Source organism: Streptomyces sp. NPDC057697 (genome assembly GCF_042799335.1).
GTDB lineage: Bacteria > Actinomycetota > Actinomycetes > Streptomycetales > Streptomycetaceae > Streptomyces.
This window is the reverse complement of the sequence record NZ_JBHVJA010000026.1, coordinates 1-23690: the sequence shown is the minus strand read 5'-3', so window position 1 is coordinate 23690 and position 23690 is coordinate 1. Positions and strand designations below refer to the sequence as shown.

Genomic DNA, 23690 nt, shown 5'->3' with positions numbered 1-23690 from the left:
GCCGCCGCGCGCGGTGGGACGGCGGCGCTCCGGATCGCGACGTGCCCATGTGTGCGGGGGCGGCGGGCGGGTCCGGGGCGTGAGTGCCTGTGCCGTCCCGTGCCGATGTGCTTGTCCGCCCTCGCGGCGCCGCACTACGGTGCCGGGGTGGATCTCTTCGCATGCTCCTGGACGGCGTTGCGCACAGCGGTCGCCGGGCTTCCGGACGACGACTTCGTGAAACCCTCCGGCTGCGCGGGCTGGCTCGTGAGGGACCTGGTGTGCCACCTGGTCATCGACGCCCAGGACGTACTGATCACCCTCGCGACCCCCACCCGCGCGGAACCGACCCGCGACGCGGTGACCTACTGGGACGTCGCGGACGCGCCCCCGACCGGCGACGATCCGCTGGACGCGCTGACCGTCCGGCTGGCCGCCGCCTACGAGGAACCCCGGCTGCTCACGTTCCACCTCGACGACGTCGGCTCCGCCGCGGGCCGGGCCGCCGCGCTCGCCGACCCCGGCCTCCGGGTCGGCACCCGGGACGAGGTCCTCACCGCGGGCGACTACCTCCACGCGTACGTCCTGGAGTGGACGCTGCACCATCTCGACCTGGTCGCGTACGGCCCGGACGCGGCCGGACCGCCCGCGGCGGGACTCGCCGCGTCCCGCGACATGCTGGAGCGGATCGCCGGAGCCGCCTTCCCCGCGTCGTTCTCGGACGAGGACGCGCTGCTGATCGGCACGGGGCGGCGGGCCCCGACCGAGGCGGAGCGGGCCGAACTGGGCGGGACGGCAGTGAAGTTCCCGCTCTGGCTGGGCTGACCTTCCCGGCGAGGCGAGCACCGGCCGGGAGCCGGTGGCCCGGTCCGGGGGAGGGGAACCGGCGCGGCGGCCCCTGTGGTCCCGTAACCGCCCGGACCGGACGGCCCGCGTGCCGGCGGGGCGCCCGACGCCGGCTCGGCGGACCGGCTCCGCTTGACCTTGACACGGTGACAACGCGTTCACTGTGGTCGAGGAGGTGGTCCCGATGACCATGCCGCAGGAGAACACGATCCGAGCCCTCCGGGGGCTGGAGAACCCCAGTTCGTCGGTCCGGCTGCAGGCCGCGCTGGCGGTCGGGACGGCCCCGGACCCGCAGTTCGTCGACAAGCTCGTCGAACGGTGCGCGATCGAGCCCGAGTTCTATGTGCGCGAAATGCTGACCTGGGCACTCACCCGCCATCCGTCGTCGGCGGCGGTCCCGCCTCTGGTCGGGGAACTCCGCTCGGAGCGTGCGCAGGCACGGAGCCAGGCGCTGCACACCCTGTCCAAGATCGGGGAGCGGCAGGCGTGGCCGGCGATCACACGGGCGCTGCTGACCGACGCCGACGACGAGGTCGCCCGGAGCGCCTGGCGAGCGGCGGTGGTACTCGTGCCGGAAGGCGAGGAACCCGCGCTGGCGGAGGTGCTGGCGACCCAGTTCGGGCGCGGCGGGCGGGAGACGCGGCTGAGTCTCAGCCGGGCGCTGATCGCGCTCGGTGAGGCGGTCGTGCCGGCCCTGCGTGCCGCGATGACGGATCATGACCCAGGCGTGCGCCAGCACGCGATCGCCACCGAACGGCTGTTGCGCAACCCGGATGCCGGATTCGAGTGGGCGGTCGAGGAGGCGAAGCGCATCGTGGTCCTCGGCACGACCGGCCAGGAGGAGTGACAGGCAGTGTTGATCGGAGACGTGGCACGACTGTCCGGGGTGAGCGCCCGGATGCTCCGGCACTACGACTCGCTCGGCCTGGTGCGGTCGACGGACCGGACCGAGGGCGGCTACCGGGAGTACTCCGACGAGGACATCCGGCGGATCTTCCACATCGAGAGTCTGCGGTCGTTGGGCCTGTCGCTGCGTGATGTCGCGCGTGCGCTCGACGATCCGGGCTTCACGCCCTCGGGCCTCGTCGACGACCTCGTCCGCCGGACGAGAGAGCGCATCGCGAGCGAGACGGAACTGCTCGCGCGGCTCCGTCGGATCGGTGCCGCGGAACCCGCCCGCTGGGAGGACGTCCTCCAGATCGTGGCGCTCCTCCGGGGGTTGGGATCGAAGAACGCCGGAACGCGCCAACGCGCGGCGCTGTCCGCGGTCGAAAAGGACCCGGGAACCGTGGAAGCGCTGGTCGAGGCCGTGCTGAACGAGACGGACCCGAATGTCGCCGGAGCGCTGCGATGGGCGCTGGCGCACGGGGGCGACGGCGGACCGGCCCTGCTCGCGGAGGCCCTCGGCTCATCCGTCGCCGAGGTCCGGAAGCGTGCCGTCCGGTCCATCGTGGAGATTCCGGGCGACGAGAGCACCGCACTGCTGCGGGAGGCCCTGACCCACCCCGACGTCGTGGTCCGCAGATACGCGGCTCCGGAGCTCGCGGCGCGTGGGGTGACCGAGGCGATCCCCACGCTCATCGAGATGATCGCCGAGGAGACGCATGACGTCGAAGCGGCCGACGCGCTGAGCGCGCTGGCGCGGGACCCCGAGGTGGCGGAGCGGATCGCCACCGGACTCGTGGACCGACTCGCCCACCGCCCCGTCGAGTCCTCCGTACGCCGACGGCTGGCACAGGCGCTCGCGGACATCCCGGGAGCCACGACGTCACGCGCCCTCGCGGAGCTGGCCCAGGACGAGGACCGCGCCGTCGCGCTCACCGCCGCGTACGTCCTCGGGATACGGGGCGCGCGGTAACGGGCGCCTTCCGCGGCGTCGTGACCCCCGGGCCGGGCGCTCGTCGGCCCCCGGCGGGACACATGGCGGGACACATGGCGGGACCGGCGCCGTCGTGGCCCGGCAGTCTCCCGCGCGGACGTACCCGATCGGGCGGGGCGCCCACCCTGGCCGCCCTTCCAGGGGATCACGCCCCGATTCCGGGTCCGGTTCCGATTCCGGGTCCGGTTCCGGGTCCGGTTTCGCGTCCGGTCCCGGCCGCCGGTCAGCCGGTCGTCGGCGCGGCGAGGGTCGTACGCAGCAGCTCCAGGACGGCGGCGGCCGCGGGGCCGGTGGGCCCTTCCGTCCGCCAGGCCAGCGCGACCCGGGCGCGAAGCCGGGGCTCCGTGATCTCCAGCGTCCGCAGCCCGAGCGCCGACGACGTGTCGGCGGGCAGGGCCGGGACCACGGCCACGCCGAGCCCGCGGGCGGCGAGCTGCGCGAGGAACAGCGGAGCCGCCGCTTCGAAGGCGATGCGGGGCCGCAGACCTGCCCGCGCGCACGCGTGGTCGAGAACCCCGCGGATGCCTGTGCCACGGGGCAGGCTGATCAGCGGGCGATCACGCAGCTCGGCCAGGGGAATGCTCGCGCGGTCGAGGGAGGCGAGGGCCGGATCGTCCAGGGGGACGGCCGCGACCAGGGGTACGTCGATCAAGACCTGGAGCGAAATGCCCGGCGGGGGCTCCGTGTTCGCGAGACCGATCACCGCGATGTCGAGTTCCCCCCGGTGCAGTGCGGTGAGCATCCACTCCGAGGTCTCCTCGGTCAGCGCGATCTCCACCTGGGGATGGTCCGCGTGGAAACGGGCCAGTACGGCGGCCAGGTCGAACTCATGGGCCGCCCCGGCCGCCCCCGCGACCAGACCGAGGGCGACCCGTCCGCGGAGCAGACCGGTGAACTCGTCGGCGGTCTGGCGGACGGCCTCGACGGCGCTGATCGCGGCTCGCGCGTACGGCAGTACGGCCTCGCCCACCTCCGTCAGGGTGACCGAGCGGCCGGAGCGGTCCAGCAGCCGATGGCCGAGCTCCTTCTCCAACTGCCGGACCTGGGCGCTGACTCCTGGCTGCGCCAGGTGCAGCCGGGCGGCGGCACGGGTGAAGTTGGCTTCCTCCGCGACCGCGACGAAGTACCGCAGCTGCCGGATTTCCATAACCCGTCATTCTAGTGGCGAGACAACCAAACTATTGGACTTATGGTGGGCCCGCCGAGAGCCTTGACGTCATGGGGACGACGAAGCAGCGCAGGCCGCTGGCACAGGTCAGGGCCGCGATCGCGGCCGAACGCCGGGAGCTGGCAGCCATGTTGGACGGCCTGTCGGCGGGGGAGTGGGAAGCACCGACCCTGTGCGGGGGATGGCGGGTACGGGAAGTCGCCGCCCACATGACGATGGGGTTTCGCCACTCGCTCGCCAGGACGGCGTGGGAGCTGGTCGCGGCGCGGGGCAGTCTCCACCGGATGACCGATCGCTGCGCCCGCAAGGACGCGGCGGCGCATACGACGCGTGAACTGGCCGCCCTGCTCCGCGACAACGCGGACCACCCGTGGAAACCGCCGGTCGGCGGGATCGAGGCGGCCCTGGGCCACGACGTGATCCACGGCCTGGACATCACGGTCGCGCTGGGTCTGGACCGCCGGGTTCCCAAGGACCGTGTGCGCATCCTCCTGGAGACGGTCGACGCCAGGACCCTCACGTTCTTCAAGGCAGACCTGGGCGGTGTCGAACTTCGCGCGGACGACCTCGACTGGTCCTACGGCACCGGAACACCCCTGTACGGCGCCGCACAGGATCTGCTCCTGCTGGCCTACGGCCGACGGCTTCCGCCGGGACACCTCCGCGGCGACCCGGCCGGTCGTTTCCTCGCCGGGCAGGGGTGACCGCGGCGCCACGGCCGCATCGGAACCGGCTGCGCAGGGGGGGCGGTCCGCCCCGTCCGGCTCTCCTCCTCGGGTGCGGGCCACTCCCGGACCGTCCGAGTCGTGGTCGGCCCGCCCCTCGGACCGTCCGTGTTACGTCGTCGGCCCGACCGCCCGACCGTCCGTGTCGCTTCGTCGGCCCGACCGCCGGACCGTCCGTGTCGCGTCGTGGGCCCGCGTGATCAGTCCGTCGTGGACGTGAAGGATCAGAAGGCCGGGGACCGTGAAGCGGGTGCGTCAGGCCAGCAGGGCTCCCACCACGACGTGCTCGGCGGTGATCACCTGCGGATCGGTGGTCTCGTACGCCGAGATCCTCCTGATCTCCCGCACCTGGACGGGGCCCGTGCCCCGGACCGCCCGGTGTCCGGCGCGTACCGCCTCGCGTTCCTCGTACCGCCTCGTGTCCCTCGTAGCGCCGAGGGAAGCCGTGTGTCCCGCGCCACCCGCCACCGAGCGATCTAGGCGCGCATCCTCGACAGCGCCCGGGAGCTGTGCGCGGAGAAGGGGTTCGACCGCACCACCATCCGCGCCTTGGCAACCGCCACGGGCGTCGATCCCGCCCTGGTCATGCAGTACTTCGGCTCGAAGCGTGAGCTGTTCGGCCGAGCTGTGCAGGTGTTTCCCGAACTGTCGGAGACCGCCTACCCCGACGCGGTCGTCGATCGGCTGCCAACCACGCTCGGCATCAAGCTCGGCGGGCTTCCCGAGGGCACACGGTCGATGCTGCGTTCGGTGCTCACCGACCCGGCAGCGGCCGAACACGTCCGCGCCACCCTCGACCGGCGGATCGACGGCCTCGGCGCCGCCCTGCCCACGGCCGGGGACGCCGAACTGCGCGCCGAACTGCGCGCTGGACTGCGCGGCACGGCCCTGCTGGGTGTCGCCATCGGCCACCAGTTTCTGCGCCTGGACGCTCTTAGTGACGCCCCGGCCGGCCGTGTGTCGCCGCCCTGCTGCGCCCGGCGCTCAAAGCCCTTACGCGGCCGCCGGACCGAGTGCGGCGGCCCGATGCGCCGGTTCATGGCCTTCGCGTACGCCTGCCGGGACCGGCCCCGGCCCCCGGCCGCGGCCGCACCGGTTCGGGACGTACGCGTGGTTCGCTGTCAGTGGCGCACGCTTGGATAGGCCGCATGATGGTTCACGACGTTGCCCAGGCTCTTCCCGATATCCCGACGCTGCGGGACCGGTGCCGGTCGATAGCCATGCTGGAGACCGTGCTGAACCCTGACGGTGAGCGCTCCTACTCATTCGACCGGTCCTGGTCCGAGACGGAGGAGATCGCCTCCATGCGCAACGGCTCCGGGGACGAGTTCGACGTCGTCTTCTCTCCGGCCGGCGCGTATGTCCGAGGCTTCGACCACGAGTCGGAGATGAGCCCCTATGCCGAGGACGGGCCCTGGCCGGGCGTAGTGGACTCGGTTCCCGAGGTGTTCCGCGGTTGCGTCGAAGAGCCGGCCTTCACCGACGACGGAATGCCCATGGTGACGGCCTGCCTATGGCGTGAGGCGGGAAGCGGGCGCTGGCAGACCGGAGAGATCGACTTTCCTGAGGGCAGCGCCGACCCCGACGGCTCGGGTTGGCTCTTCCGCCTGCTGGTCGACCCGTCGCCGGAGGCGTTCCAGAAGTTCGCGGAGGACTACTACGAGATTCCGGTCGACATCCACGCGGTGCGCCACATATACGCCCTTCGCCCCCTGACCCAGGACGTGGTCACCGCTTTGAACGACAAGGCATCCCTGGCGGGCATCGCCGACGCGGCCGCCACGATCGGCTACGCCGTCGCAGCCGACTCGGCTCCCTGACCCGGACCTGCCGAGGAGGCTTCGCGGATGCGGCGCGCGCCTGTCGGGTGTGCCGGGCCACGGCAGTTGGAGCTGGTCGGGCGGTGTGACCTAGGGCCGGGGGCAGGGCTGGTCGGCATCGTCCAGCCCAGGTTCTGGGCATCCGGAATGAACTGCCACGTCTGTTGGCACCGGCGCCATGGTTCAGCGAGGCCGGTGGGCGTGGGGTTGCAACGGGACGGTCCCGCTGCCCGGTTCCTGCCGCTTCTTGCCGCTTTCACGGGACCTTCGGCTATGTCTCCAGACCGTCCAGCCGCCTGGTCACCGCGTCGAGCGTCGGCCAAGGAGGGCCCTCGCGCAGCAGGCGCAGGAGTTCCTCTCCGAATCGCCGCCCGTTGGGGAACTGGTCGCCAAGCTCCCAGCGCCACGCGGCGACCATCGCGATGACGAGCTGACGACACTCGTCCAGCAGCTCTTGGTCAACGCTCGGGTACTGCGCGCAGACCGCTTCGGGAACGTGGGCGAGATCGAACTCGACGGGTCCACGGCAGCACGTTTCGAGGTCGATGAACAACGGGCCGTTGCGCGTGCTGAGCACATTGCCCGGATGCGGCTCGCCGTGGAGCAACTGCTCCACGGCGCCGCGGCCGTCGATCGCCCGTCGCAGACTTGCCAGCCTGCCGCCGAGGAACACGCGGTCCGCGTCGGTGAGTTCCGGAGAGCGATCCGGGTCGGCGACGACGTCTTCCGCCTCCGTGATCCGGTTCGTGAACCTTGGACTCGGCACCTCGACCCGGCGCATGCCGGAGTGCAACCGCTCCAGCGCCTCGGCGTAGTCGACCGGTGAGGTATGAGGTGTCACGGGCTCGTAGTAGGTCCACAGCGTCACCACGAAGCCATCGCGCGTATGCACACGCGGGTCCACCCGAGGTTCCAAGGGGCACACCGGACATCCGGCCCCGGCGAGCCGCTGGGCGAGATCGACTTCGAACTGTGCGACCTCCTGTCCCACAGGGGCGACCCGGGCAAAGACGTCGCATGGTGTCAGCCGCAGTGCCAGCTTGTTGGAGTTGTGAAGAATGATGGCATCGTCGGTCGGCAGGCCGAGCGATGCGGCGACCGCAGTCGCGGCCGCGATCGCGCGTGTGACGTCGGTCGTATCCACCCTCGAATCCTGGCATGGACGAGCGAGGGCGAGGCCAACCAGTGCGGCCGGGAACCAACTGCCTTGGCGCGGACCAGGTTTACGGATGCGGAGCCCGCCCGTAAGCCAGCCCCGCAGCCCCGCAGCCTGTGCCGTCCCGATACGTCACAGGTCAGCGGCAGGGCCGGTGCCCGCGCCCACTCGGTTGTCGGGTCCGAATCCCAGGCTCTCCAACTGCGGTCGTGGACACCGGTGTCCCGTCGTCGATCAGGCACTGGCTCCTACGGGGAAGAGGGCGTCGAGCCGAGGTGTCCCGGTGCTCACCGCGGCCCCCACGGTGTCCAGCTCTCCCTCCGGCCTCGCCCCTGCCTCCTGAACGGCTTCCAGGGCCTCGTGGAACGCCTCCCCGTCGTCGCTCTCCTGACCCGTCAGCTCGTCGAACACCTCCTGCGCCACGTAGTCGAGCTCCTCCCATTCCGGCCACTCGTCGTCACACCACTCCCGCGTGGGCCGCCCCGCCAGCGCCCGCACCTCGGCGATGTCGGTGAGAGCATCCGGATCGGCAAGCACCGCCCGGTACGTCCCCTGGCCCTGTGCCACCAGCCAGAGCGCGAAGTAGTCGAAGCCGTCGTCGGAGCACAAGCCGTCCTCGATCCGGTCCACCGCCCGCCACAGCGCATCGACCGCGACCGCCTCGCACGCGGCCTCCAGGTGGGCCTGGAACTCCACCCCCTCCGCAGCCGGCCGGCACCGCAACTCCCCGCGCAGCCACTCCAACCGTTCGTCCCGGTCACCGGGGCGCCGGCTCAGATCGTCCATGAGCACCCAGAAGGTCTTGTCGTCCATGCCGCACAGGATCGCAACCACCACTGACATTCCCGAGAGCCCCACGCGTCGCCGGCAGTACGGCCGCCCTGCCACCCCGCGCGGCCTCGGGACAGGGCACACGGTCGACGACCCCTGACGCGGGTCACCGGCGCTGACCTGTGCCAGTGAACGTTGATCGATTGCCACTGAAGGATGATCAACGCCAGTTTGTGCCACCGCAGGTTGATCATTCGGTGTACAGGTACGCGGGGGACGTGGTGGGGGCACCTGTCGGTGTGTTCGGCGAGGCTGCCCTTGTGGCCCTTGACCTGGCCTTTTCCGTCAGTGACACAGTCGTGCGCCGATCGCTGGGGGCCAGCTGGGATATGCCGTTCGAGGCCATGGAACCGGTGCGAGAGTTCAGCCGGCACAAGGACGGTCACGGGTTCGCCGGCTGGTACTGCTCGTCGACGCCGTCCTCACCGGCACCGAAAAGATCACCAAAGCGGGACTGCGGCCGTCGACCTCGACATCGCCTCCCGTCGCAAGCAGCCTGGCACCGACGGATGACGTCGTTGGCCCCTGGCACCGAGGTCGCCCGCCTTCCGTTCAAGGTTCGTCCACGACAGGGAGAAGGGGGCGCCTCGTTCATCACCCGCCTCGCCAAGGCGAACTACCTTCCCCCTGCCTACCTGCGGTAATACCTCGCTGAACCGCCCATGCACCGGGGCAGTCCGACCTGGCCCCGCGTTGCCGCCGCCGGCCGCTACCCGGCCGAGCTCCGGCAGATCCTGAACACGGTCAACTGCGAGGAATGCGGGGCCCCATACAGTCCAAAGCGAGCTTCGGCATCAAGCCGCTGACCTGTTCGAGGGCCTGTGGCAGAAGAGGTACCGCAAGCGCTGCCCCGCCAGCCAGTGGCGCCGGGAACGCTGCCGGATCTGCCGAAAGGTCATGGTCATGCGTATTGGGCAGCGACGTCTTCTCTGCTCGTCGGCCTGCCGACGAGCCGCCTACCTCGAACGGCAGCAGCCGCAGACCCGGGATCAAGCATGGGCACCCAATAGCGGGCGGTCATGGCGATGTCCCAGAGGGCACGGCCTGGGGCCGCCAAGTCGAAATCGATCAGGGCCGCGGCGCGACCGTCGCGGAAGACGACGTTGTCCGGACACACATCGTTGTGGCACAACATCGTTCCTCCCTCCGGGGCGGCGAGGTCCGGGGGCCACTCGGCGCGGGTATTGACCGCGACGGCCGCGCTGGTCTCATGCAGATGCCGCAGCAGGCTCCCCACCGATTCGAGAGCAGAACTCGTCATCGCCCAGTCCGGGAACGGCGGCAGAGCAACGTCGCCAGGGATGAAAGTCAGCTGCTCACGGCCATCCGCGGTGAGACCGACAGGGGTCGGCGCCGCGTTGAAGCCGTGCTCCTTCAGTGCAAGGAGACAGGCATGCAGGGCGCGCGCGTTGCGCGGTGCCGGCCGCTCCACCAACTCCCCTCGGTGGAAGACCGCCCCCGCGTTCGCCATGCCGCCGGTCGGCGCCTCGTCTTCAGCCGTCATGAGGATCACGCTGTCGCCAGACCGACTCGGCGCGGGCCGGGCTGCACAGGACGTGGATCAGCTCACGACGGAACGCGCGACGCGGAATCCCACGTCGTCGACCTGGAAAGTCGGGTGACTGCGGCGGCGCGCGGAGGCCCGGCAACTCCAGTGCTCATCGAACCAACCACCGCCACGGAGCACCCGGTAGGCGCCATAGACCTCGGCGTCGTAAACATCCCAGCACCAGTCCCAGACGTTGCCGAGCATGTCGTGAAGCCCCCACGGGTTGGGGCGTTTGCCGCCCACCTCGTGGATGCGCTCGTGCGAGTTACCGCGGTACCAGCCGATCTCGTCGAGATCCCCGTAGTGCGGCCCGGTCGTCCCGGCCCGGCAGGCGTGCTCCCACTCGGCTTCGGTCGGCAGTCGGTACCCGTCGGCGGACGCGTCCCACTCGATGTCTTCGGTCTCGGCACGGAAGTGGTACGCGGGCGTGAGGCCGGTGCACTGGGACAGGGCGTTGCAGAACCGCGCCGCGTCCCACCAGGAGACGCACTCGACGGGCAGCCGGTCCCCAGGGGCGGTACTCGGCCGCTGGCCTGTGATCTGTGCGTACAACGCCTGGGTGACCGGGAATGCCGCGAGCTGGTAGGGCGCAAGCTCGACCGACCAACTGCGCTGTGTCCGCCGGTCCGACAGCGTCACCTGCCCCGGCGGGATGGCGATCATCTCGTTCCCCGTCATCACGTCCATGATCAGGAGATCCTAACGAGACCTGCCAGTGCGAAACGACAGAGCCACCAACGGTCGTCCATGACTGACACGAATCTGCAAGTCGTCATCCTTCACCGACACAGACAGCCATCGATCGCCCTTCAGCGGCCATCGATCAACGTTCACCGGCACAGGTCACCGGCGCCGCCGGACAAGGGATTGCCAGGCGATCGGTTCCGATATATCGTTGACGCATCGCGACCGATCAACGATAGAAGGAGCGTAGTCATGCGTTCACATGGACATGAGCACGAATTCGGACACGGGTACGGACATCACGGTCATGGCCCCGGTCATCAGGGGCGTGGCGACTTCGAGGGGCGGCGGGCGGCCTTCGGGCCGTTCGGGCCGCCGTTCGGTGGCGGGCCCTTCGGGGGTGGCCCCTTCGGTGGCGGGCGTGGCCGGGGTGGCGGCAGGGGGAGGGCGCGGCGTGGTGATGTGCGCGCGTCGATCCTGGCGCTGCTGAAGGACCGGCCGATGCACGGGTACGAGATGATCCAGGAGATCGGCGAGCGCAGCGGTGGGGCCTGGCGGCCCAGCCCCGGCTCGGTCTATCCGACCCTTCAGCTGCTGGAGGACGAGGGTCTGATCGTCAGTGCGAGCGAGGGCGGGAAGAAGCTGTTCACGCTCACCGATGCGGGGCGCACCGAGGCGGAGTCCGGTTCCGAGGCGCCCTGGGAGGAAGCCGGGCGTGGTGTCGACTGGGAGAGCGCCAACGAGATCCGGCAGGCCGGCTTCGGTCTGATGGAGGCGTTCGGCCAGGTCTGGAAGACCGGCTCGGCCGATCAGCGGCAGAAGGCCCTCGCGGTCATCGGTGACGCCCGCAAGAAGCTGTACCTGATCCTTGCCGACGAGCACTGAGCTCGTGGGTGCGGCGACAGGGCCTCGCGGCGAGCCGCGAGGCCCTTCCCCGTGGCGGGGGCGCGTCAGGCGGCGACGAGTCCGCCCGGTTTGCGCAGCGATTCGACGAGCGCGGCCGTCGCCGAGTCCTTGAGCTTTCCCGCCATCAGGGAGACCGCGGCGCCGGTGAACTCCCCGTCGATGCGGACCGTGGTCGCGTCCCCGTCGGGGGTCAGTGAGTAGCGCATGGCCAGGCTGACGCCCATCGGGCCCTTGCCCTTGGTGGTCAGCAGGCGCGTGGTCTCCAGTTCCGCCACCGTCCAGGTCACCTCGGCCGGGAAGCCCATGAGCTTCATGTTCTCCTCGTACGTGGCCGCGAGTTCCAGTGTCGCCGGACCTCCCTTGGGGAAGCTGGTGTGGGTGGCGTTCCACTGGCCGTACGCGGTGAAGTCCGTCAGCTGGGCCCACACCTTCTCGGCCGGTGCTTCGATGCGCGCCTCTGCGCTGACTTCGGCCATGCGACCACCCCTTCTCGGCGGGTTACGGTGTCGCGGAACGTAGCCGCAGTGGCCGGAACATTCAATACTGATGAACAGTCAGAACTGCTGGGCGGTCAGATCCACCTGGCCGGTTCCCTCCGTCCCGGCGCGCCAGATCAGGGCGTCGTCGAACCGGTCGAAGGCACGCGGGTGCGGGCCGTCGTCGTGGCAGTGGAACGCGGCCCAGAAGAGGTCGGCGCGCAGGGCGTCGGCCGGTGCGTGGACCCGGTACACGTACTCCCGCCCGTCGAGGGCCGGCAGGGCGACCAGCCAGGACACGTCGGCGGTCTCCCTTCCGGTGGTGCATGGGTATGGCCTGTGGGACGTACGGGCGTGGCTTCCGGTTGCCCGGGGAGCGCGTGGCAAGGCGGCGCGCGCCCTTTTCCGCGATCGGATCCGGAAATGGCGAGATCTCATCCGCAAGGAGGAGAAACCGTTCGGGTGTGCCCAACTTGCGTGGGATGCCTAGATGAGTCCATCCGGTGATGTATGGGCGCCTGGGGGCTGATGGACTGGGGGACGTGCACAACCGGACGCCGCGGATTCCTCAGCAGCCCGTTCCGAACCGCGCCGAGCTCGACGCCAGACTCACGGTGGAGCTGGCCGCCGTGGTGACGGGCGCCCGCAGGCGTGCGCTGCGGGACGGCGACCGCCAGATCGACACGGCGCATCTGCTGCACTCCCTCATCGAATCGGACCCCGCGGTGCGGGCTGCCTTCGAGGGCGGCCCCCAACTGGCCCGGGTGCTCGGCTATCTCGTCCAGCGCAGTATCGGGTACGGGCTCCGCTGGCAGGGTGCGGTGGAGGACTCGGGAGCCGTCCCGGTCGTCGTCCCGCACCTGGACTCGGCCGTGCGCGACTCGGGAGTGGAGGGCTGGTCGCCCTCAGCCGCCGCAGCGATGGCCGGGGCGATGGAGCGGGCGGAGAAGCGCGGTGAAGCGCGGGCCGGAGGGCTCGACCTGCTCGCGGCGCTGGCGGTGGACCACGACTGCCGGGCGGTGGAGGTGCTGGTCCGCGGCGGGATCGACGCGGAGCGGCTCGCCGCCCGGATCGCCGACGCACCCGACCGGGGGGCGCGCGAGGCGGGAAGTTGACCGCCTGACGTACGGAGGGCCGGGCCGGTCCCGATACCGGCGGGGGAGCCGCCGGGACCGCACGGCCGGCGCAGGTGTGTGTCAGGGGTGACGTGGGCGATGCTGCTGACCGCAGCTGTCATGATGGGCCGATGCACGCGTCTCAGGGGAGAAGCGCCGGCCTGGGACTAGCCCTGGCCTCGGCGTTCGCATTCGGTGGTTCAGGGGTGGCGGCCAAGCCGCTGATCGAGACGGGTCTCGATCCGCTCCATGTGGTGTGGCTGAGGGTGGCGGGTGCGGCCCTGGTGATGCTGCCGGTGACCTGGCGCCACCGGGGCCTGCTGCGCAGCAGGCCGGGCCTGCTGCTGGGTTTCGGGCTGCTCGCCGTCGCGGGGGTGCAGGCCTGCTACTTCGCCGCGCTCTCCCGTATCCCCGTGGGTGTCGCGCTGCTCGTCGAATATCTGGCGCCCGCGCTCGTGCTCGGCTGGGTCCGGTTCGTCCAGCGCAGGCCGGTCACCCGGCGGGCCGCGGTCGGCGTGGTGCTCGCCGTCGGCGGGCTGGCATGCGTGGTCGAGGTCTGGTCGGGGCTGAGCTTCGACGCGGTCGGACTGCTGCTCGCGCTCGGCGCCGCCGGTTGCCAGGTCGGCTACTTCGTCCTGTCGGACCAGGGGAGCGGGGACGGGGCGGACGGCGTCGAACCGCCTCATCCCGTCGGTGTCATCGCCTACGGGCTGCTGATCGGCGCGCTCGTCCTCACGGTGGTCGCACAGCCCTGGGGCATGGACTGGTCGCTCCTGGGCGGCACCGCGGGCATGAACGGCACGGATGTCCCGGCCTGGTTGCTGCTCGTCTGGATCGTGCTCCTGGCGACCGTGATCGCCTACGTCACCGGGGTGATCGCCGTGCGGCTGCTGTCTCCCGCGGTGGCGGGCGTGGTCGCCTGCCTCGAAGCGGTGATCGCCACCGTGCTCGCCTGGGTGATGCTCGGCGAGCACCTGTCGGCGCCCCAGCTCGTCGGCGGTGCCACGGTGCTGGTGGGCGCCTTCATCGCCCAGTCGTCGACCCCCCGGTCGCCCTCGGGCCCCGTCGCCCTGGGGTCCGGGGCGACGGGGGCCGCCACGGACGCCGCCGAACGGCCCGGAGCCGATCGCTCGCCCGCCGAGGGGGAGCTGTTCGCGGACCGCGCCGCGACATGAGGCGACACGATGTGACGTGACGCTACGCCTCGCGTGGCGGTCGCGTCCTCGCGTCCTCGTGCCGGTTGTCGGCCGTTGCGGTCGCGGACCGTCCCCCCCCGGGTCGGGTCAGAGGGCGGTGATGTAGTCCGGCACCCCGATCGCGGGGTCGAGGTCGTCCGAGGGGAGCGGTGTCTCGTATCCGCGGGCGAGCGGGACGACACCGGCCCAGTGGGGGAGCGCGAGGTCACGGGGCTCGTCGTTGGGGCCGCCCGTACGGATCTTGGCGGAGACCTCCCGCAGGTCCAGCCGGATCACCGCGGTCGCGGCCAGCTCCTTCTCGTCGGCGGGACGCGAGTCGGCGGACCGGCCCGGGACCACGTGGTCGACGATGGCGTCGAGGGCGGTGCGCCGTTCCTGGGGGTCGGTGACCGTCCGCGCGATGCCGTGGACCACCACGGAGCGGTAGTTGATCGAGTGGTGGAAGGCGGAGCGGGCCAGCACCAGCCCGTCGACGTGCGTCACCGTCAGGCACACGGGGAGGCCGGGATCCGTGCGGCCCGCCTCGCGCAGCGGCCGGGAGCCCGTCGAGCCGTGCACATAGAGCCGGTCACCCACCCGGCCGAAGAGCGTCGGCAGGACGACGGGTGCGCCGTCACGGACGAAGCCGAGATGGCAGACGTACGCCTCGTCGAGTATCGAGTGGACCAGCTCCCGGTCGTATGCGGCCCTTTCGCGGGAACGGGTCGGAACGGTGCGCTCGGTGGGCTCGTATCCGGCCGCGGCGTCCGGGCCCGTGGTCTGCGGCGATGCGCTGTCCGGCATTGCGTACTCCATTGCACTAGTGCATAATCTGGTTTGTGCTAGGAGAGTATCGGATCGAGGGGCGGCGCGCATCGGAAATTGCCGCCAGTGTGGAGAACGGGGTCGGGTCCGGTGAGCTCGGCCCCGGGCAGGCGCTGCCTCCCATGAGGGAGTTGGCCGACCGGCTGGGGGTGAATCCGAATACGGTGGCGGCCGCCTACCGCACGCTCCGCGAGCGCGGGGTGATCGAGACGGCCGGGCGCCGGGGCAGCAGGGTGCGGCCGCGCCCCGCGAGCACGGCGCGCGGCTCCCTCGGGGTCGAGGCGCCGGAGGGCGTACGGGATCTGGGGGCGGGCAACCCCGATCCGGCCCTGTTGCCGGCGCTGGGGGACGTCTTCGCCGCGGTCGCCGAGGAGTACGCCCGGCAGCCGGGCATGTACGGACAGGCCCCGGTGGACCCGGAGTTCGCCGCGCTCGCCCGCGCCGCGATGGACGCCGACGGAGTGCCGGGCGGACCCGTCGTAGCGACCTCCGGATCGCTGGACGCGATCGAACGCATCCTGGTCGCGCACCTCAGACCGGGGGACGCGGTGGCGATCGAGGACCCGGGCTGGGGCAGTCTGCTGGATCTCGTACCGGCGCTGGGGCTGCGCCCCGTGCCCGTCGCGGTCGACGACGAGGGCCCGCTGCCCGATGCCGTCGAAGACGCGCTGAACGCCGGTGCCCGCGCGCTCGTGGTCACCGACCGCGCGCAGAACCCCACCGGCGCGGCGATCGGCGCGGGCCGCGCCGTCGAGCTGAGAGCGGTCCTCGCCGGGCACCGGGGTGTCCTGCTGATCGATGACGACCACGGACACGGCATCGTCGATCTGCCGCCGCACCCCCTGGCGGGCGCCACGGACCGCTGGGCCTTCGTGCGGTCCGTGGCCAAGGCGTACGGGCCGGACCTCCGGGTCGCCGTGCTGACCGGCGATCCGGTCACGGTGGACCGGGTGGCGGGGCGGCAGCGGCTGGGCCCCGGCTGGGTCAGCAAGCTGTTGCAGCGGACCGTGGTGCACCTGTGGAGTTCGGGCGCCGTCGACCCGGGCGAGGTCGCGCGGGCGTACGCGGAGCGGCGGGACGGTCTGGTGCGCGCGCTGGCGGAGCGGGGCGTCGCGGCCCACGGGCGCAGCGGGATGAATGTGTGGGTTCCGGTCAGCGACGAGACCGGTGCCGTGGCGAGGCTGCTGCACTCCGGCTGGGCCGTGGCGCCCGGGGCGAGGTTCCGGATGACCGCGCCCCAGGGGATCCGGCTGACCGTCTCGTCGCTCGCGGCGGCCGACATCGGGCCGCTGGCGGATGCGGTCGCGGCGGCGGTGGGACCGGTGCAGCCGCTGAACTACGGGTGATCCCCAGTCCCGGTCCCGGTCCCGGCCCCGCCGCCTGCCGGTCCGGCTGTGCCCCCGGCCCCGGCCCCGGTCCTGGCCCCGCCCCCTGCCGCTCCGGCCGTGTCCCCGACCCCGGTCCGGGCGGCGGAGGCCGGGACGTTCCGGCGGGCTGCTCCGCTCTGGGTGAGAGCGGCGCCGGCCAGGACCACGAGGGCCCCGACCGGGGTGTTCCAGCTCAGCCGTTCGCCGAGCACAACCACCCCCGCGGCGGTGGCGACGACCGGGATCAGATAGGTGACCATCTGCGCGGTCGTCGGCCCGACCTCCTCCACCAGGCGGTACTGCATCAGGACCGCGAGGCCGGTACCGAGCGCCCCGAGGGCCACCACGGCCAGGGTCGGTAGCAGCGGGAAGCTGTCGGGCAGCGAGGTGAACAGCGGAGTCACCAGGGCGATCTGCGCCGTGCCCAGGAGGAGCTGGCCACCGGTGAGCGCAAGCGCCGACGAGCCGTTGCCCGCCAGGGTCCTGCGGACGTAGATCCAGCCGATCGGGTAGCTGAGGGAGGCGAGCAGGGCCATGGCCGTGCCGCCGAGGTCCAGCCCGGAGAAGCCCTGCCAGGCGCCGAGCACGGTCAGGACGCCGAGGAAGCCGAGCCCGAGTCCAGCGACCCTGCGACGGGTCGGCCGGTCCTCGGAGAGCGCGACGAGCGACAGCGCCATGCCCCACAGGGGCGAGGTCGCGTTGCAGATGCCGGCCAGCGTCGAGGGGATGGTCAGCTCGGCATGGGCGAAGAGCGAGAACGGAAGCGCGTTCAGCAGGAACGCCGCGACGGCCAGATGCCCCCAGGTCCGGGCGGTGCGGGGCAGTCGCTCACGCCGGACCGCCATCGCGACGGCCAGCACCGCCGTGCCGGACAGCAGACGGCCGAGGGTGACCTGGAACGGGGCGTACCCCTCGGTGCCGACCTTGATCAGAAGAAAGCTGAAGCCCCAGATGAGGGAGAGCGCGCCGAAACGGATCCGCCAGTCCCGCCCCGGGCGCGCGGCGGGCCCCGGGTCCTGGACGGCGGCGGGAGCCGGTGCCGGGGCGGAGGTGGAGGGCCTGGCGGGAGGCGTGGTCTGCGGGGTGGTGGCGGCGCTCATGGACTCCACGATGACCAGCCCGACCACGTAGGACAAGCGAGACTTTCTGTGCCGGTCTGCGTAGCATCGCTTATATGTTGAATCTGGAGCGCCTGCGCACCCTGGACGCGCTGGCCCGGCACGGTTCCGTGAGCGGCGCCGCCGAGGGGCTGCATGTGACCACCTCGGCGGTCTCCCAGCAGATGGCGAAGCTGGAGCGCGAGGTGGGGCAGCAGCTCCTGGCCAGGAACGGGCGCGGTGTCCGGCTCACCGACGCCGGCCGGCTGCTCGCCGACCACGCGGCCCGGATCCTGTCCCAGGTCGAGCTGGCCCAGTCCGACATCGAGGCGCAGCGCGGCGAGGTGGTGGGCGAGATCCTGCTCTCCGCCTTCCCGACCGCGGCGCGCGGACTCTTCCCCGCGGTGCTCCGGGCGCTGCGCGGGGACCATCCCGAACTGCGCGTCCACACCCGGGAGCTGGAGCCCGAGGACGGAATCCGCGCGGTGATCAGGGGAGACATCGATCTGGCGGTGGTGCTGGACTGGAGCAACAAGCGGCTGCCCGTCCCCGGCGGTCTGACCAGGGCCGAACTCCTGGACGACGCACCGGACATCGCGATGCCGGCCGGTCACCGGCTCGCCGGCCGGCCCGAGGTGGACCTGGAGGACTTCGCCGACGACGACTGGGTGTCCTGGCCCGAGGGCGAGTTCTGCTACGACTGGCTGATGTTCACCCTCCGCTCCAAGGGCATCGAACCGCGCATCGCGCATCTGGCGGGCGAGCACCACACCCAACTCGCCCTGATCGCGGCCGGCATGGGTGTCTGCGTGGCACCGAGGCTCGGCCGGGGACCGGTGCCGGACGGGGTGCGGCTCGTGCCCGTACGGCAGAAGATGCGACGCCACGTCCACGCCGTGTGGCGCACCGACGCGGACCGGCGGCCGTCGATCAGGGCGGCGGTGACGGCCCTGAGGGCGGCCGGCCGGGAGCTGGACGAGCCCTAGGGCCGGGCGCGGTCAGGCGGTGGCCGGTCCCGCGAGCTTGTTGAAGTCCCAGGAGGTGACGGCCTGCGGCGTCAGCCGCAGCCAGGCGTGCCGGCCGTCGTGCGGCATGGTGTCCATCCCGAAGTACTTCGCCGCGAAGAGCCGTTCCGGCGCGTCGAGTCCGGGGCACGGCTCGCCGGTACGGGGCGCCTCTCCGACCGGGACGGCCTCGCCGGACAGCTCGACGCCGCGCAGTTCCCCGTACTCCACCCCGTCGTCCACGACCACCGCGACCCTCGGATCGTGGCGGAGCTGGGCCCAGCGCAGGCTGCGGGTGATCGAGTACAGCCAGAGCGATTCCCCGTCCCAGACGAACCAGAGGGCGCCGATGTGCGGGCGGCCGTCCTCGGCCACGGTGGCCACGCGGCAGGTGCGCTGTTCGGTGAGATAGGTGTCGCGTTCGGCGTCCGTCATCATGATCCGACGGCCCCGTCGTTGAGTGGCGGCCATGGGCGTCCCCTCCCGTTGGCTGACTGTGTGTCAGAGATCATGGGGCCTCTTCCTTCATCACGCAATGGCGGCTACCCTCGCGCGCCCGGTCCGTCGCAGAGAGGGGAAGCCGTGCCGCCGAGGAATCGACTCGCCGAGCAGCTCGATCCGGCCACCACCGTGCTCCTGACGGTCGAGTGCCAGCAGGGGGTCGTGGGCCCGGGGAGCGCGCTGCCCGAACTGGCCGAGGAGGCCCGGTCGTCCGGCGCGCTGCACCGGGTGGCCCGGCTGGTCGCGGCCGCCCACGCCGCCGGGGTGCAGGTGCTGCACGCGGTGGCCGAACGCCGCCCCGACGGGCGGGGCGCCAACAGCAACGCCCGGCTCTTCCGGGCCGCGGGACGGCTGCCGGTGCAACAGCACTGCGGCACCACCGCGGTACGGATCGCCGAGCCGATCGAGGTGGCCGCCGAGGACCTCGTCGTGCGCCGGCTGCACGGCCTCTCGCCCCTCGCGGGTACGGACGTGGACGCGCTGCTGCGCAACCTCGGCTGCCGGACCCTCGTCGTCACCGGCGTCTCCGCCAATGTGGCCGTACCCAACGCCGTGTTCGACGCGGTGAATCTCGGCTACACGGCCGTGGTGCCGTCCGACGCCATCGCGGGCGTCCCGGCCGACTACACCCCCGTGATGGTCCGCAACACCCTCGCCCTCGTCGCCACGGTCACGGACACGGAGGCGGTGCTGGGCTGCTGGCGGGGCCGGACGCCGCGCGGGGCCGCTCCCGACGCCTGACCCCGGGAACCCTCCCGCCGGAGCGTGCGCTTGGGGAGGCGGCGGGCGCCCGGCCCGCGGAGGGGGCGTGGCGGGGGCGGTCCTTGCCAGGCCCACCGGCCGCGGCACGCCCCGTCCGGTGGGCGGCGGTCAGGACGTGAGCGTGATCGAGCCGCCCGAGACCGAGATCTTCCTGGTGGGCAGGGGCCTGGTGGCGGGCCCGTGGGCCACGGCGCCGGTCGCCGCGTCGAACCTGCTGCCGTGGCAGGGGCAGTCGATGGTGCCGTCCGCGACGCTCGCCACGGTGCAGCCCTGGTGGGTGCACTTCGACGAGAACGCCTTGAACTCGCCCGCCTTCGGCTGCGTCACCACCACGCCCTGGTCCGCGAAGACCTTGCCGCCGCCCTCCGGGATGTCGGCGGTCCTCGTCAGTGTGGTGCCGCTGCCGCTCGTACCGCTGTCGGCGGGCTCGACCGCCCCTGGACCGCCCGAGTCCTTCTGCTTGCCGCAGGCGGTGAGTACGGCGGCCACCGAGGCGGCTCCGGCCGCGACGACGACGGCCCGGCGCCCGGGACGGCCCCCGAGGTTCCACGATGTGCTCATACTGGATCTTCCTTCCGCAGTGGTCGCGACTTCGGCCCTCGCCCGGGGCCGCGCGCGGCGGGCCCCCGTGTCCGGCGCCCGGGAACCTCCTGGCGGGCTCCGGCGGCCGCCGGGCGACGGCCCCCCTGTCATCGGCAGGTCGGTGCGCGGGCATGAGCGGCCGCCGGACCGTCGGAGGCGTCCGCGAGACTGGGCGGCATGACACCGAGAAGCTTCGACGACATCGAGCGGGCCATTCGCCGCGGCTGGGGCGCGGACACCACGACCCCCGCCCACCGCCCGGACTGGACCCCGGACCGCCCGGCGCGCGACCAGTGCGGGGTCACGGCGCTCGTGGTGCAGGACCTCCTGGGCGGTGAGCTGATCCGCGGCGAGGTGCACGTCGACGGCGAGCGGGTGGACTACCACTGGTGGAACCGGCTGGGCCTGGGGGTCGAAGTCGACCTCACCCGGGAGCAGTTCGGGCCGCGGGAGATCGTCGTCGGCGGGGAGGTGATCGAGCGTCCGGCGGAGATCGTACGGCTCCGCGAGGAGTACGAACTGCTCCGCGGCAGAGTCGTGGCGGCCCTGCGCCCTTAGGGCGTGTACGAAGGTCCCGTCCGCCCGGCGTGTCCGGTGCGCACGCTCGCCGCGTTGTCGGGACCGCTCCGATGCGCCCGGTACCGGAGCGGCCCTCCGCCTTGCGGTCGCACGTACCGGACACGCCGGGCCCGCCCTTCGGGCGGACGACGCCACTTTCGGCACACGCCCCGGGCGGGCCTCCCCGCCGGGTGCCGGTGGCGCGGGTGCCGTCGCCTCAGGTGGCGGAACCCGCGGGGGAGCCGTCGGCGTCGGAGGGGGCCGGCGTGCCGGTGAGGTCCGCGCCGAGCGCGGCGCCCCGCGCGCTGAGCGCGCCGCTCTCCAGGCCGAGTTCGCGTTCGGCCGTGCTGACCGCCATGCGCGTGACGACCTCGGGGCGGGCTTCGGTCCCGGTGTTGGCGTGCGCGCCGAGGCCGTCGATGACGACCAGGATCTGCACGGTCGTCACATACGCGTCGGCGGTGCGGAACTCCCCGCGGTCGACGCCGTCGCGGACCAGGTCCTCCAGGCGGCCCCGCCACAGGGCTTCCTGGCGGCCGACCCGCTCACGCAGGACGGGCCGGTAGCGGCTGAGGTGCCGGGCGTTGATCCACAGCCTGCTGATGTCGTCGTACGCGGCGCCCGTCGCCAGCACGAAGAAGCGCGCGAGGCGGTCCGTGGGCGTGCCCGTCGACCGGTCCGCCGGCAGCAGGGCGTCCAGTTCGGCACCGGCCGCGGTGCCGAAGGCCTCGGCCACCAGGTCCTCGACCGCCGGAAAGTAATGGCTGATCAGGCCCGGGCGCACATCGAGCTGTTCGGCGACCCGGCGCAGCGTGATGCACTCCAGTCCCTCGGTCAGCGCGATGGCCGCCGCCGCTGCGACGATCTCCGCACGCCGGTCGGACGGCGATTTCCTGATCCGCTTGCGCTGGGTGCCTGGAGCCATGCCGGCCATGCTATTGGTCAGCTGCCCAATAGGCAATCCGCGGGCCGGACGCCGAACCCTCCGCGAAGCCGCCGCCCGAACTGCCGATCGTGACGGTGCACCGACCCTACCGTCGATTTCCGTAAGCACCGACTGACGCCATGGAGGACACGGATGAACAACAGCATGCGTACCGCGGCCGCTGCCGCAGCCCTCGTCGCCGGTCTCGTCACGGTCGGCGGCACCACCGGCGCCGCCGCCGCCGAGCGGCCGGACCGGATCACCACCCAGGAGCAGCTCGCCCAGAGCATCGCTCAGGCGGTCGCCACCGAGCAGCGGAACGGTCCCGTCACCGGCGGGGTCATCGGCGGAATAGTGGCCAACTCGACCTCGATCACCCCGCGTTCCTGCTGACGAAGAGGAGGTGAGCACCGTGGACAGCACTGCGGACCGCGCCCGGGACGGGCGGGAAAGCCCCCTGAGATGGTGCCCGAGCGGAGATGCCGACCGCCCGGAGACCGTTGTCCTCGGCGTACGGTCCGGGGAACGCGATCAGGTCGTCTACCTGGCCGAACCTGTACCCGCCGCCGAAGTTCTCGGTAGCATTCCGGAGGGGATCGCCCCCAACCGGGTGCTCCGGTTCGCCTCGCACTGCGTGTCGGACTGCGCGAACCGGGTCGGCGAGGCATGCGGGCTGATCGAACGGATCACGACCGTACCGGCCGAGCCGGGACCGGCCGCCGTGCCACGGTGCCACCTCCGCCCGCACTGCAAGTGGTGGAACCAGGTCGGTGTCGAGGCCTGCCACCGCTGCCCCGCCCTGACCACCCTGGAACCCCGCGACAACGAACTCGCCGTTCTCGTCGCGGACCCGGCGACCACCCGTGAACAGCTGGAGAGCTGGATCGCTGCCGAACAGTGAGCGCGGAACGTTCACGGAGTCGGTCGCGGACCGGACCGAGAACATGAGAGAAGGGATGTCGTGGACAACTGGATACGGTGTTTCCGTCCGGCCCCCGACGCCGGAGCGCAGCTGGTGTGCTTCCCGCACGCGGGTGGTTCGGCCAGTGGCTACCACTCGCTGACGACCGAGGTCGGCGGGACGGCGGAGACACTGGTCGTGCAGTACCCGGGGCGGCACGACCGCATCGCCGAGCCGTTCGCCGAACGGCTCGGCGACGTCGTGGACGCGGTGCTGCCCTCGATCCCGGCCGACGGGCGCCGGCCGCTGATTCTCTTCGGCCACAGCATGGGCGCGCTCCTCGCCTTCGAGACCGCCCGGCGGCTCGCGGCCGAGGGGCGGGAACCCACGGCCCTGATCGTCTCGGGAAGCGAGGGCCCGGCGCTGCCCCGGGCCGAGCGGTTCCCCCGGCCGCCGAGCGACCAGGACCTCATCGCGGAGATGCGGCTGCTGTCCGGTACGGACGACGAGCTGCTGACGCACCCGGAGATCCTCCAGCTCGCGCTGCCGCCCCTGCGCGCGGACTACGCCATGCTGGGCGCCCGCGTCCACGTCCCCGGGCCGCCGCTGCGCTGCCCGGTCGTCGCGCTGACCGGTGACAGCGACCCCCGGGTCTCCGTCGAGGGCGTCCAGGCGTGGGAGGGGGAGACCGAAGGCCCCTTCGAACGGCATGTACTGACCGGCGGTCACTTCTTCCTCGGCGACCATCTGCCGTTCGTGGCGGAACTCGTCGCCGCGCAGGTGTCCGGCCGGCCGGCCCGTACGGTCGTCTGACACCCCGCACCGCACAGGGCTCGGGCCCCGACCCCCTTCCGGGTCC

Annotated in this window: 29 protein-coding genes; 16 read left to right on the top strand and 13 right to left on the bottom strand. The window is 72.0% G+C overall.

Annotated features, from left to right (window positions below; genetic code table 11):
* Window positions 1–147 precede the first annotated feature (147 nt).
* The 3 genes from ACFVFH_RS35465 (at window position 148) to ACFVFH_RS35455 (ending at window position 2683) form a co-directional block, all read left to right on the top strand.
* Window positions 148–804 carry a maleylpyruvate isomerase N-terminal domain-containing protein gene (locus ACFVFH_RS35465; protein WP_383777004.1) on the top strand — a complete coding sequence of 219 codons (657 nt, stop codon included), beginning with the start codon at window positions 148–150 and terminating at the stop codon, window positions 802–804.
* 205 nt (window positions 805–1009) lie between these two features.
* Window positions 1010–1672 (top strand): HEAT repeat domain-containing protein, encoded by a 663-nt coding sequence (locus tag ACFVFH_RS35460; RefSeq protein ID WP_383777002.1) that lies wholly within the window; start codon window positions 1010–1012, stop codon window positions 1670–1672.
* A gap of 6 nt (window positions 1673–1678) precedes the next feature.
* Entirely contained in the window at window positions 1679–2683 is a 1005-nt protein-coding gene (locus ACFVFH_RS35455) for a HEAT repeat domain-containing protein (RefSeq protein WP_383777000.1), read from the top strand.
* A 244-nt stretch (window positions 2684–2927) separates the two neighbouring features.
* Here the strand turns inward: ACFVFH_RS35455 and ACFVFH_RS35450 are convergent, their stop codons facing one another.
* A complete protein-coding gene (locus tag ACFVFH_RS35450; protein WP_383776998.1) occupies window positions 2928–3851 on the bottom strand; it encodes a LysR family transcriptional regulator in 924 nt (307 codons plus the stop codon).
* A gap of 71 nt (window positions 3852–3922) precedes the next feature.
* On the opposite strand from ACFVFH_RS35450, the gene ACFVFH_RS35445 reads away from it, so the two are divergent.
* The gene (locus ACFVFH_RS35445) at window positions 3923–4576 is read left to right on the top strand and encodes a maleylpyruvate isomerase family mycothiol-dependent enzyme (RefSeq protein WP_383776995.1); all 654 of its coding nucleotides are present in this window, start codon (window positions 3923–3925) and stop codon (window positions 4574–4576) included.
* A 276-nt stretch (window positions 4577–4852) separates the two neighbouring features.
* On the opposite strand, the gene ACFVFH_RS35440 is transcribed toward ACFVFH_RS35445, so the two are convergent.
* A complete protein-coding gene (locus ACFVFH_RS35440; protein ID WP_383776993.1) occupies window positions 4853–5065 on the bottom strand; it encodes a hypothetical protein in 213 nt (70 codons plus the stop codon).
* An 18-nt stretch (window positions 5066–5083) separates the two neighbouring features.
* Here ACFVFH_RS35440 and ACFVFH_RS35435 point away from each other — a divergent pair, with 18 nt between their 5' ends.
* The gene (locus ACFVFH_RS35435) at window positions 5084–5740 is read left to right on the top strand and encodes a TetR/AcrR family transcriptional regulator (RefSeq protein WP_383777050.1); all 657 of its coding nucleotides are present in this window, start codon (window positions 5084–5086) and stop codon (window positions 5738–5740) included.
* A 5-nt stretch (window positions 5741–5745) separates the two neighbouring features.
* Window positions 5746–6417, top strand: a complete 672-nt coding sequence (locus ACFVFH_RS35430; protein WP_383776991.1) for a hypothetical protein — start codon at window positions 5746–5748, stop codon at window positions 6415–6417.
* A gap of 271 nt (window positions 6418–6688) precedes the next feature.
* Here ACFVFH_RS35430 and ACFVFH_RS35425 read toward each other — a convergent pair whose 3' ends face one another.
* The 4 genes from ACFVFH_RS35425 to ACFVFH_RS35410 form a co-directional block, all read right to left on the bottom strand.
* Window positions 6689–7561 (bottom strand): phosphotransferase enzyme family protein, encoded by an 873-nt coding sequence (locus ACFVFH_RS35425; RefSeq protein ID WP_383776989.1) that lies wholly within the window; start codon window positions 7559–7561, stop codon window positions 6689–6691.
* A gap of 246 nt (window positions 7562–7807) precedes the next feature.
* Window positions 7808–8386 carry a DUF4240 domain-containing protein gene (locus ACFVFH_RS35420; RefSeq protein WP_383776986.1) on the bottom strand — a complete coding sequence of 193 codons (579 nt, stop codon included), beginning with the start codon at window positions 8384–8386 and terminating at the stop codon, window positions 7808–7810.
* A 919-nt stretch (window positions 8387–9305) separates the two neighbouring features.
* Window positions 9306–9908, bottom strand: coding sequence for an aminoglycoside phosphotransferase family protein (locus ACFVFH_RS35415; RefSeq protein WP_383776983.1), 603 nt, complete (start codon window positions 9906–9908; stop codon window positions 9306–9308).
* Window positions 9909–9965: 57 nt separating this feature from the next.
* The gene (locus ACFVFH_RS35410) at window positions 9966–10640 is read right to left on the bottom strand and encodes a formylglycine-generating enzyme family protein (RefSeq protein WP_383776981.1); all 675 of its coding nucleotides are present in this window, start codon (window positions 10638–10640) and stop codon (window positions 9966–9968) included.
* 249 nt (window positions 10641–10889) lie between these two features.
* Here ACFVFH_RS35410 and ACFVFH_RS35405 point away from each other — a divergent pair, with 249 nt between their 5' ends.
* Window positions 10890–11522 (top strand): PadR family transcriptional regulator, encoded by a 633-nt coding sequence (locus tag ACFVFH_RS35405; RefSeq protein WP_383776979.1) that lies wholly within the window; start codon window positions 10890–10892, stop codon window positions 11520–11522.
* A gap of 65 nt (window positions 11523–11587) precedes the next feature.
* Here the strand turns inward: ACFVFH_RS35405 and ACFVFH_RS35400 are convergent, their stop codons facing one another.
* Window positions 11588–12019, bottom strand: a complete 432-nt coding sequence (locus tag ACFVFH_RS35400; RefSeq protein ID WP_383776977.1) for an SRPBCC family protein — start codon at window positions 12017–12019, stop codon at window positions 11588–11590.
* A 78-nt stretch (window positions 12020–12097) separates the two neighbouring features.
* The gene (locus ACFVFH_RS35395; RefSeq protein WP_383776975.1) at window positions 12098–12319 is read right to left on the bottom strand and encodes a hypothetical protein; all 222 of its coding nucleotides are present in this window, start codon (window positions 12317–12319) and stop codon (window positions 12098–12100) included.
* Between the two features lie 242 nt (window positions 12320–12561).
* Here ACFVFH_RS35395 and ACFVFH_RS35390 point away from each other — a divergent pair, with 242 nt between their 5' ends.
* Window positions 12562–13134, top strand: a complete 573-nt coding sequence (locus tag ACFVFH_RS35390) for a Clp protease N-terminal domain-containing protein (protein ID WP_383776972.1) — start codon at window positions 12562–12564, stop codon at window positions 13132–13134.
* A 131-nt stretch (window positions 13135–13265) separates the two neighbouring features.
* On the top strand, window positions 13266–14309 hold the full coding sequence (locus tag ACFVFH_RS35385) for a DMT family transporter (RefSeq protein WP_383776970.1): 1044 nt from the start codon (window positions 13266–13268) through the stop codon (window positions 14307–14309).
* A gap of 108 nt (window positions 14310–14417) precedes the next feature.
* Here ACFVFH_RS35385 and ACFVFH_RS35380 read toward each other — a convergent pair whose 3' ends face one another.
* The gene (locus ACFVFH_RS35380; protein WP_383776967.1) at window positions 14418–15113 is read right to left on the bottom strand and encodes a pyridoxamine 5'-phosphate oxidase family protein; all 696 of its coding nucleotides are present in this window, start codon (window positions 15111–15113) and stop codon (window positions 14418–14420) included.
* A 35-nt stretch (window positions 15114–15148) separates the two neighbouring features.
* Between ACFVFH_RS35380 and ACFVFH_RS35375 the strand changes: the two genes are divergently transcribed.
* On the top strand, window positions 15149–16480 hold the full coding sequence (locus tag ACFVFH_RS35375) for an aminotransferase class I/II-fold pyridoxal phosphate-dependent enzyme (protein ID WP_383776964.1): 1332 nt from the start codon (window positions 15149–15151) through the stop codon (window positions 16478–16480).
* Here the strand turns inward: ACFVFH_RS35375 and ACFVFH_RS35370 are convergent.
* Window positions 16471–17601: a DMT family transporter gene (locus ACFVFH_RS35370; RefSeq protein WP_383777047.1), complete on the bottom strand. Its 1131-nt coding sequence runs from the start codon at window positions 17599–17601 to the stop codon at window positions 16471–16473. The genes ACFVFH_RS35375 and ACFVFH_RS35370 overlap by 10 nt on opposite strands.
* A 74-nt stretch (window positions 17602–17675) precedes the next feature.
* On the opposite strand from ACFVFH_RS35370, the gene ACFVFH_RS35365 reads away from it, so the two are divergent.
* The gene (locus tag ACFVFH_RS35365; RefSeq protein WP_383776961.1) at window positions 17676–18584 is read left to right on the top strand and encodes a LysR family transcriptional regulator; all 909 of its coding nucleotides are present in this window, start codon (window positions 17676–17678) and stop codon (window positions 18582–18584) included.
* A 12-nt stretch (window positions 18585–18596) separates the two neighbouring features.
* On the opposite strand, the gene ACFVFH_RS35360 is transcribed toward ACFVFH_RS35365, so the two are convergent.
* Entirely contained in the window at window positions 18597–19073 is a 477-nt protein-coding gene (locus ACFVFH_RS35360) for a pyridoxamine 5'-phosphate oxidase family protein (RefSeq protein WP_383776959.1), read from the bottom strand.
* 111 nt (window positions 19074–19184) lie between these two features.
* On the opposite strand from ACFVFH_RS35360, the gene ACFVFH_RS35355 reads away from it, so the two are divergent.
* Window positions 19185–19844, top strand: a complete 660-nt coding sequence (locus ACFVFH_RS35355; protein ID WP_383776956.1) for an isochorismatase family protein — start codon at window positions 19185–19187, stop codon at window positions 19842–19844.
* Between the two features lie 129 nt (window positions 19845–19973).
* Here ACFVFH_RS35355 and ACFVFH_RS35350 read toward each other — a convergent pair whose 3' ends face one another.
* Window positions 19974–20426: a Rieske (2Fe-2S) protein gene (locus tag ACFVFH_RS35350; RefSeq protein ID WP_383776953.1), complete on the bottom strand. Its 453-nt coding sequence runs from the start codon at window positions 20424–20426 to the stop codon at window positions 19974–19976.
* Between the two features lie 198 nt (window positions 20427–20624).
* On the opposite strand from ACFVFH_RS35350, the gene ACFVFH_RS35345 reads away from it, so the two are divergent.
* A complete protein-coding gene (locus tag ACFVFH_RS35345; protein ID WP_383776951.1) occupies window positions 20625–21005 on the top strand; it encodes a hypothetical protein in 381 nt (126 codons plus the stop codon).
* A 217-nt stretch (window positions 21006–21222) separates the two neighbouring features.
* On the opposite strand, the gene ACFVFH_RS35340 is transcribed toward ACFVFH_RS35345, so the two are convergent.
* On the bottom strand, window positions 21223–21930 hold the full coding sequence (locus tag ACFVFH_RS35340) for a TetR/AcrR family transcriptional regulator (protein ID WP_383776949.1): 708 nt from the start codon (window positions 21928–21930) through the stop codon (window positions 21223–21225).
* 153 nt (window positions 21931–22083) lie between these two features.
* Here ACFVFH_RS35340 and ACFVFH_RS35335 point away from each other — a divergent pair, with 153 nt between their 5' ends.
* The 3 genes from ACFVFH_RS35335 to ACFVFH_RS35325 are packed head-to-tail and all read left to right on the top strand — an operon-like array spanning window position 22084 to window position 23644.
* Window positions 22084–22323: a hypothetical protein gene (locus tag ACFVFH_RS35335; RefSeq protein WP_383776946.1), complete on the top strand. Its 240-nt coding sequence runs from the start codon at window positions 22084–22086 to the stop codon at window positions 22321–22323.
* 19 nt (window positions 22324–22342) lie between these two features.
* Window positions 22343–22831 carry a hypothetical protein gene (locus tag ACFVFH_RS35330; RefSeq protein WP_383776944.1) on the top strand — a complete coding sequence of 163 codons (489 nt, stop codon included), beginning with the start codon at window positions 22343–22345 and terminating at the stop codon, window positions 22829–22831.
* Between the two features lie 60 nt (window positions 22832–22891).
* The gene (locus ACFVFH_RS35325) at window positions 22892–23644 is read left to right on the top strand and encodes a thioesterase II family protein (RefSeq protein ID WP_383776941.1); all 753 of its coding nucleotides are present in this window, start codon (window positions 22892–22894) and stop codon (window positions 23642–23644) included.
* Window positions 23645–23690 lie beyond the last annotated feature (46 nt).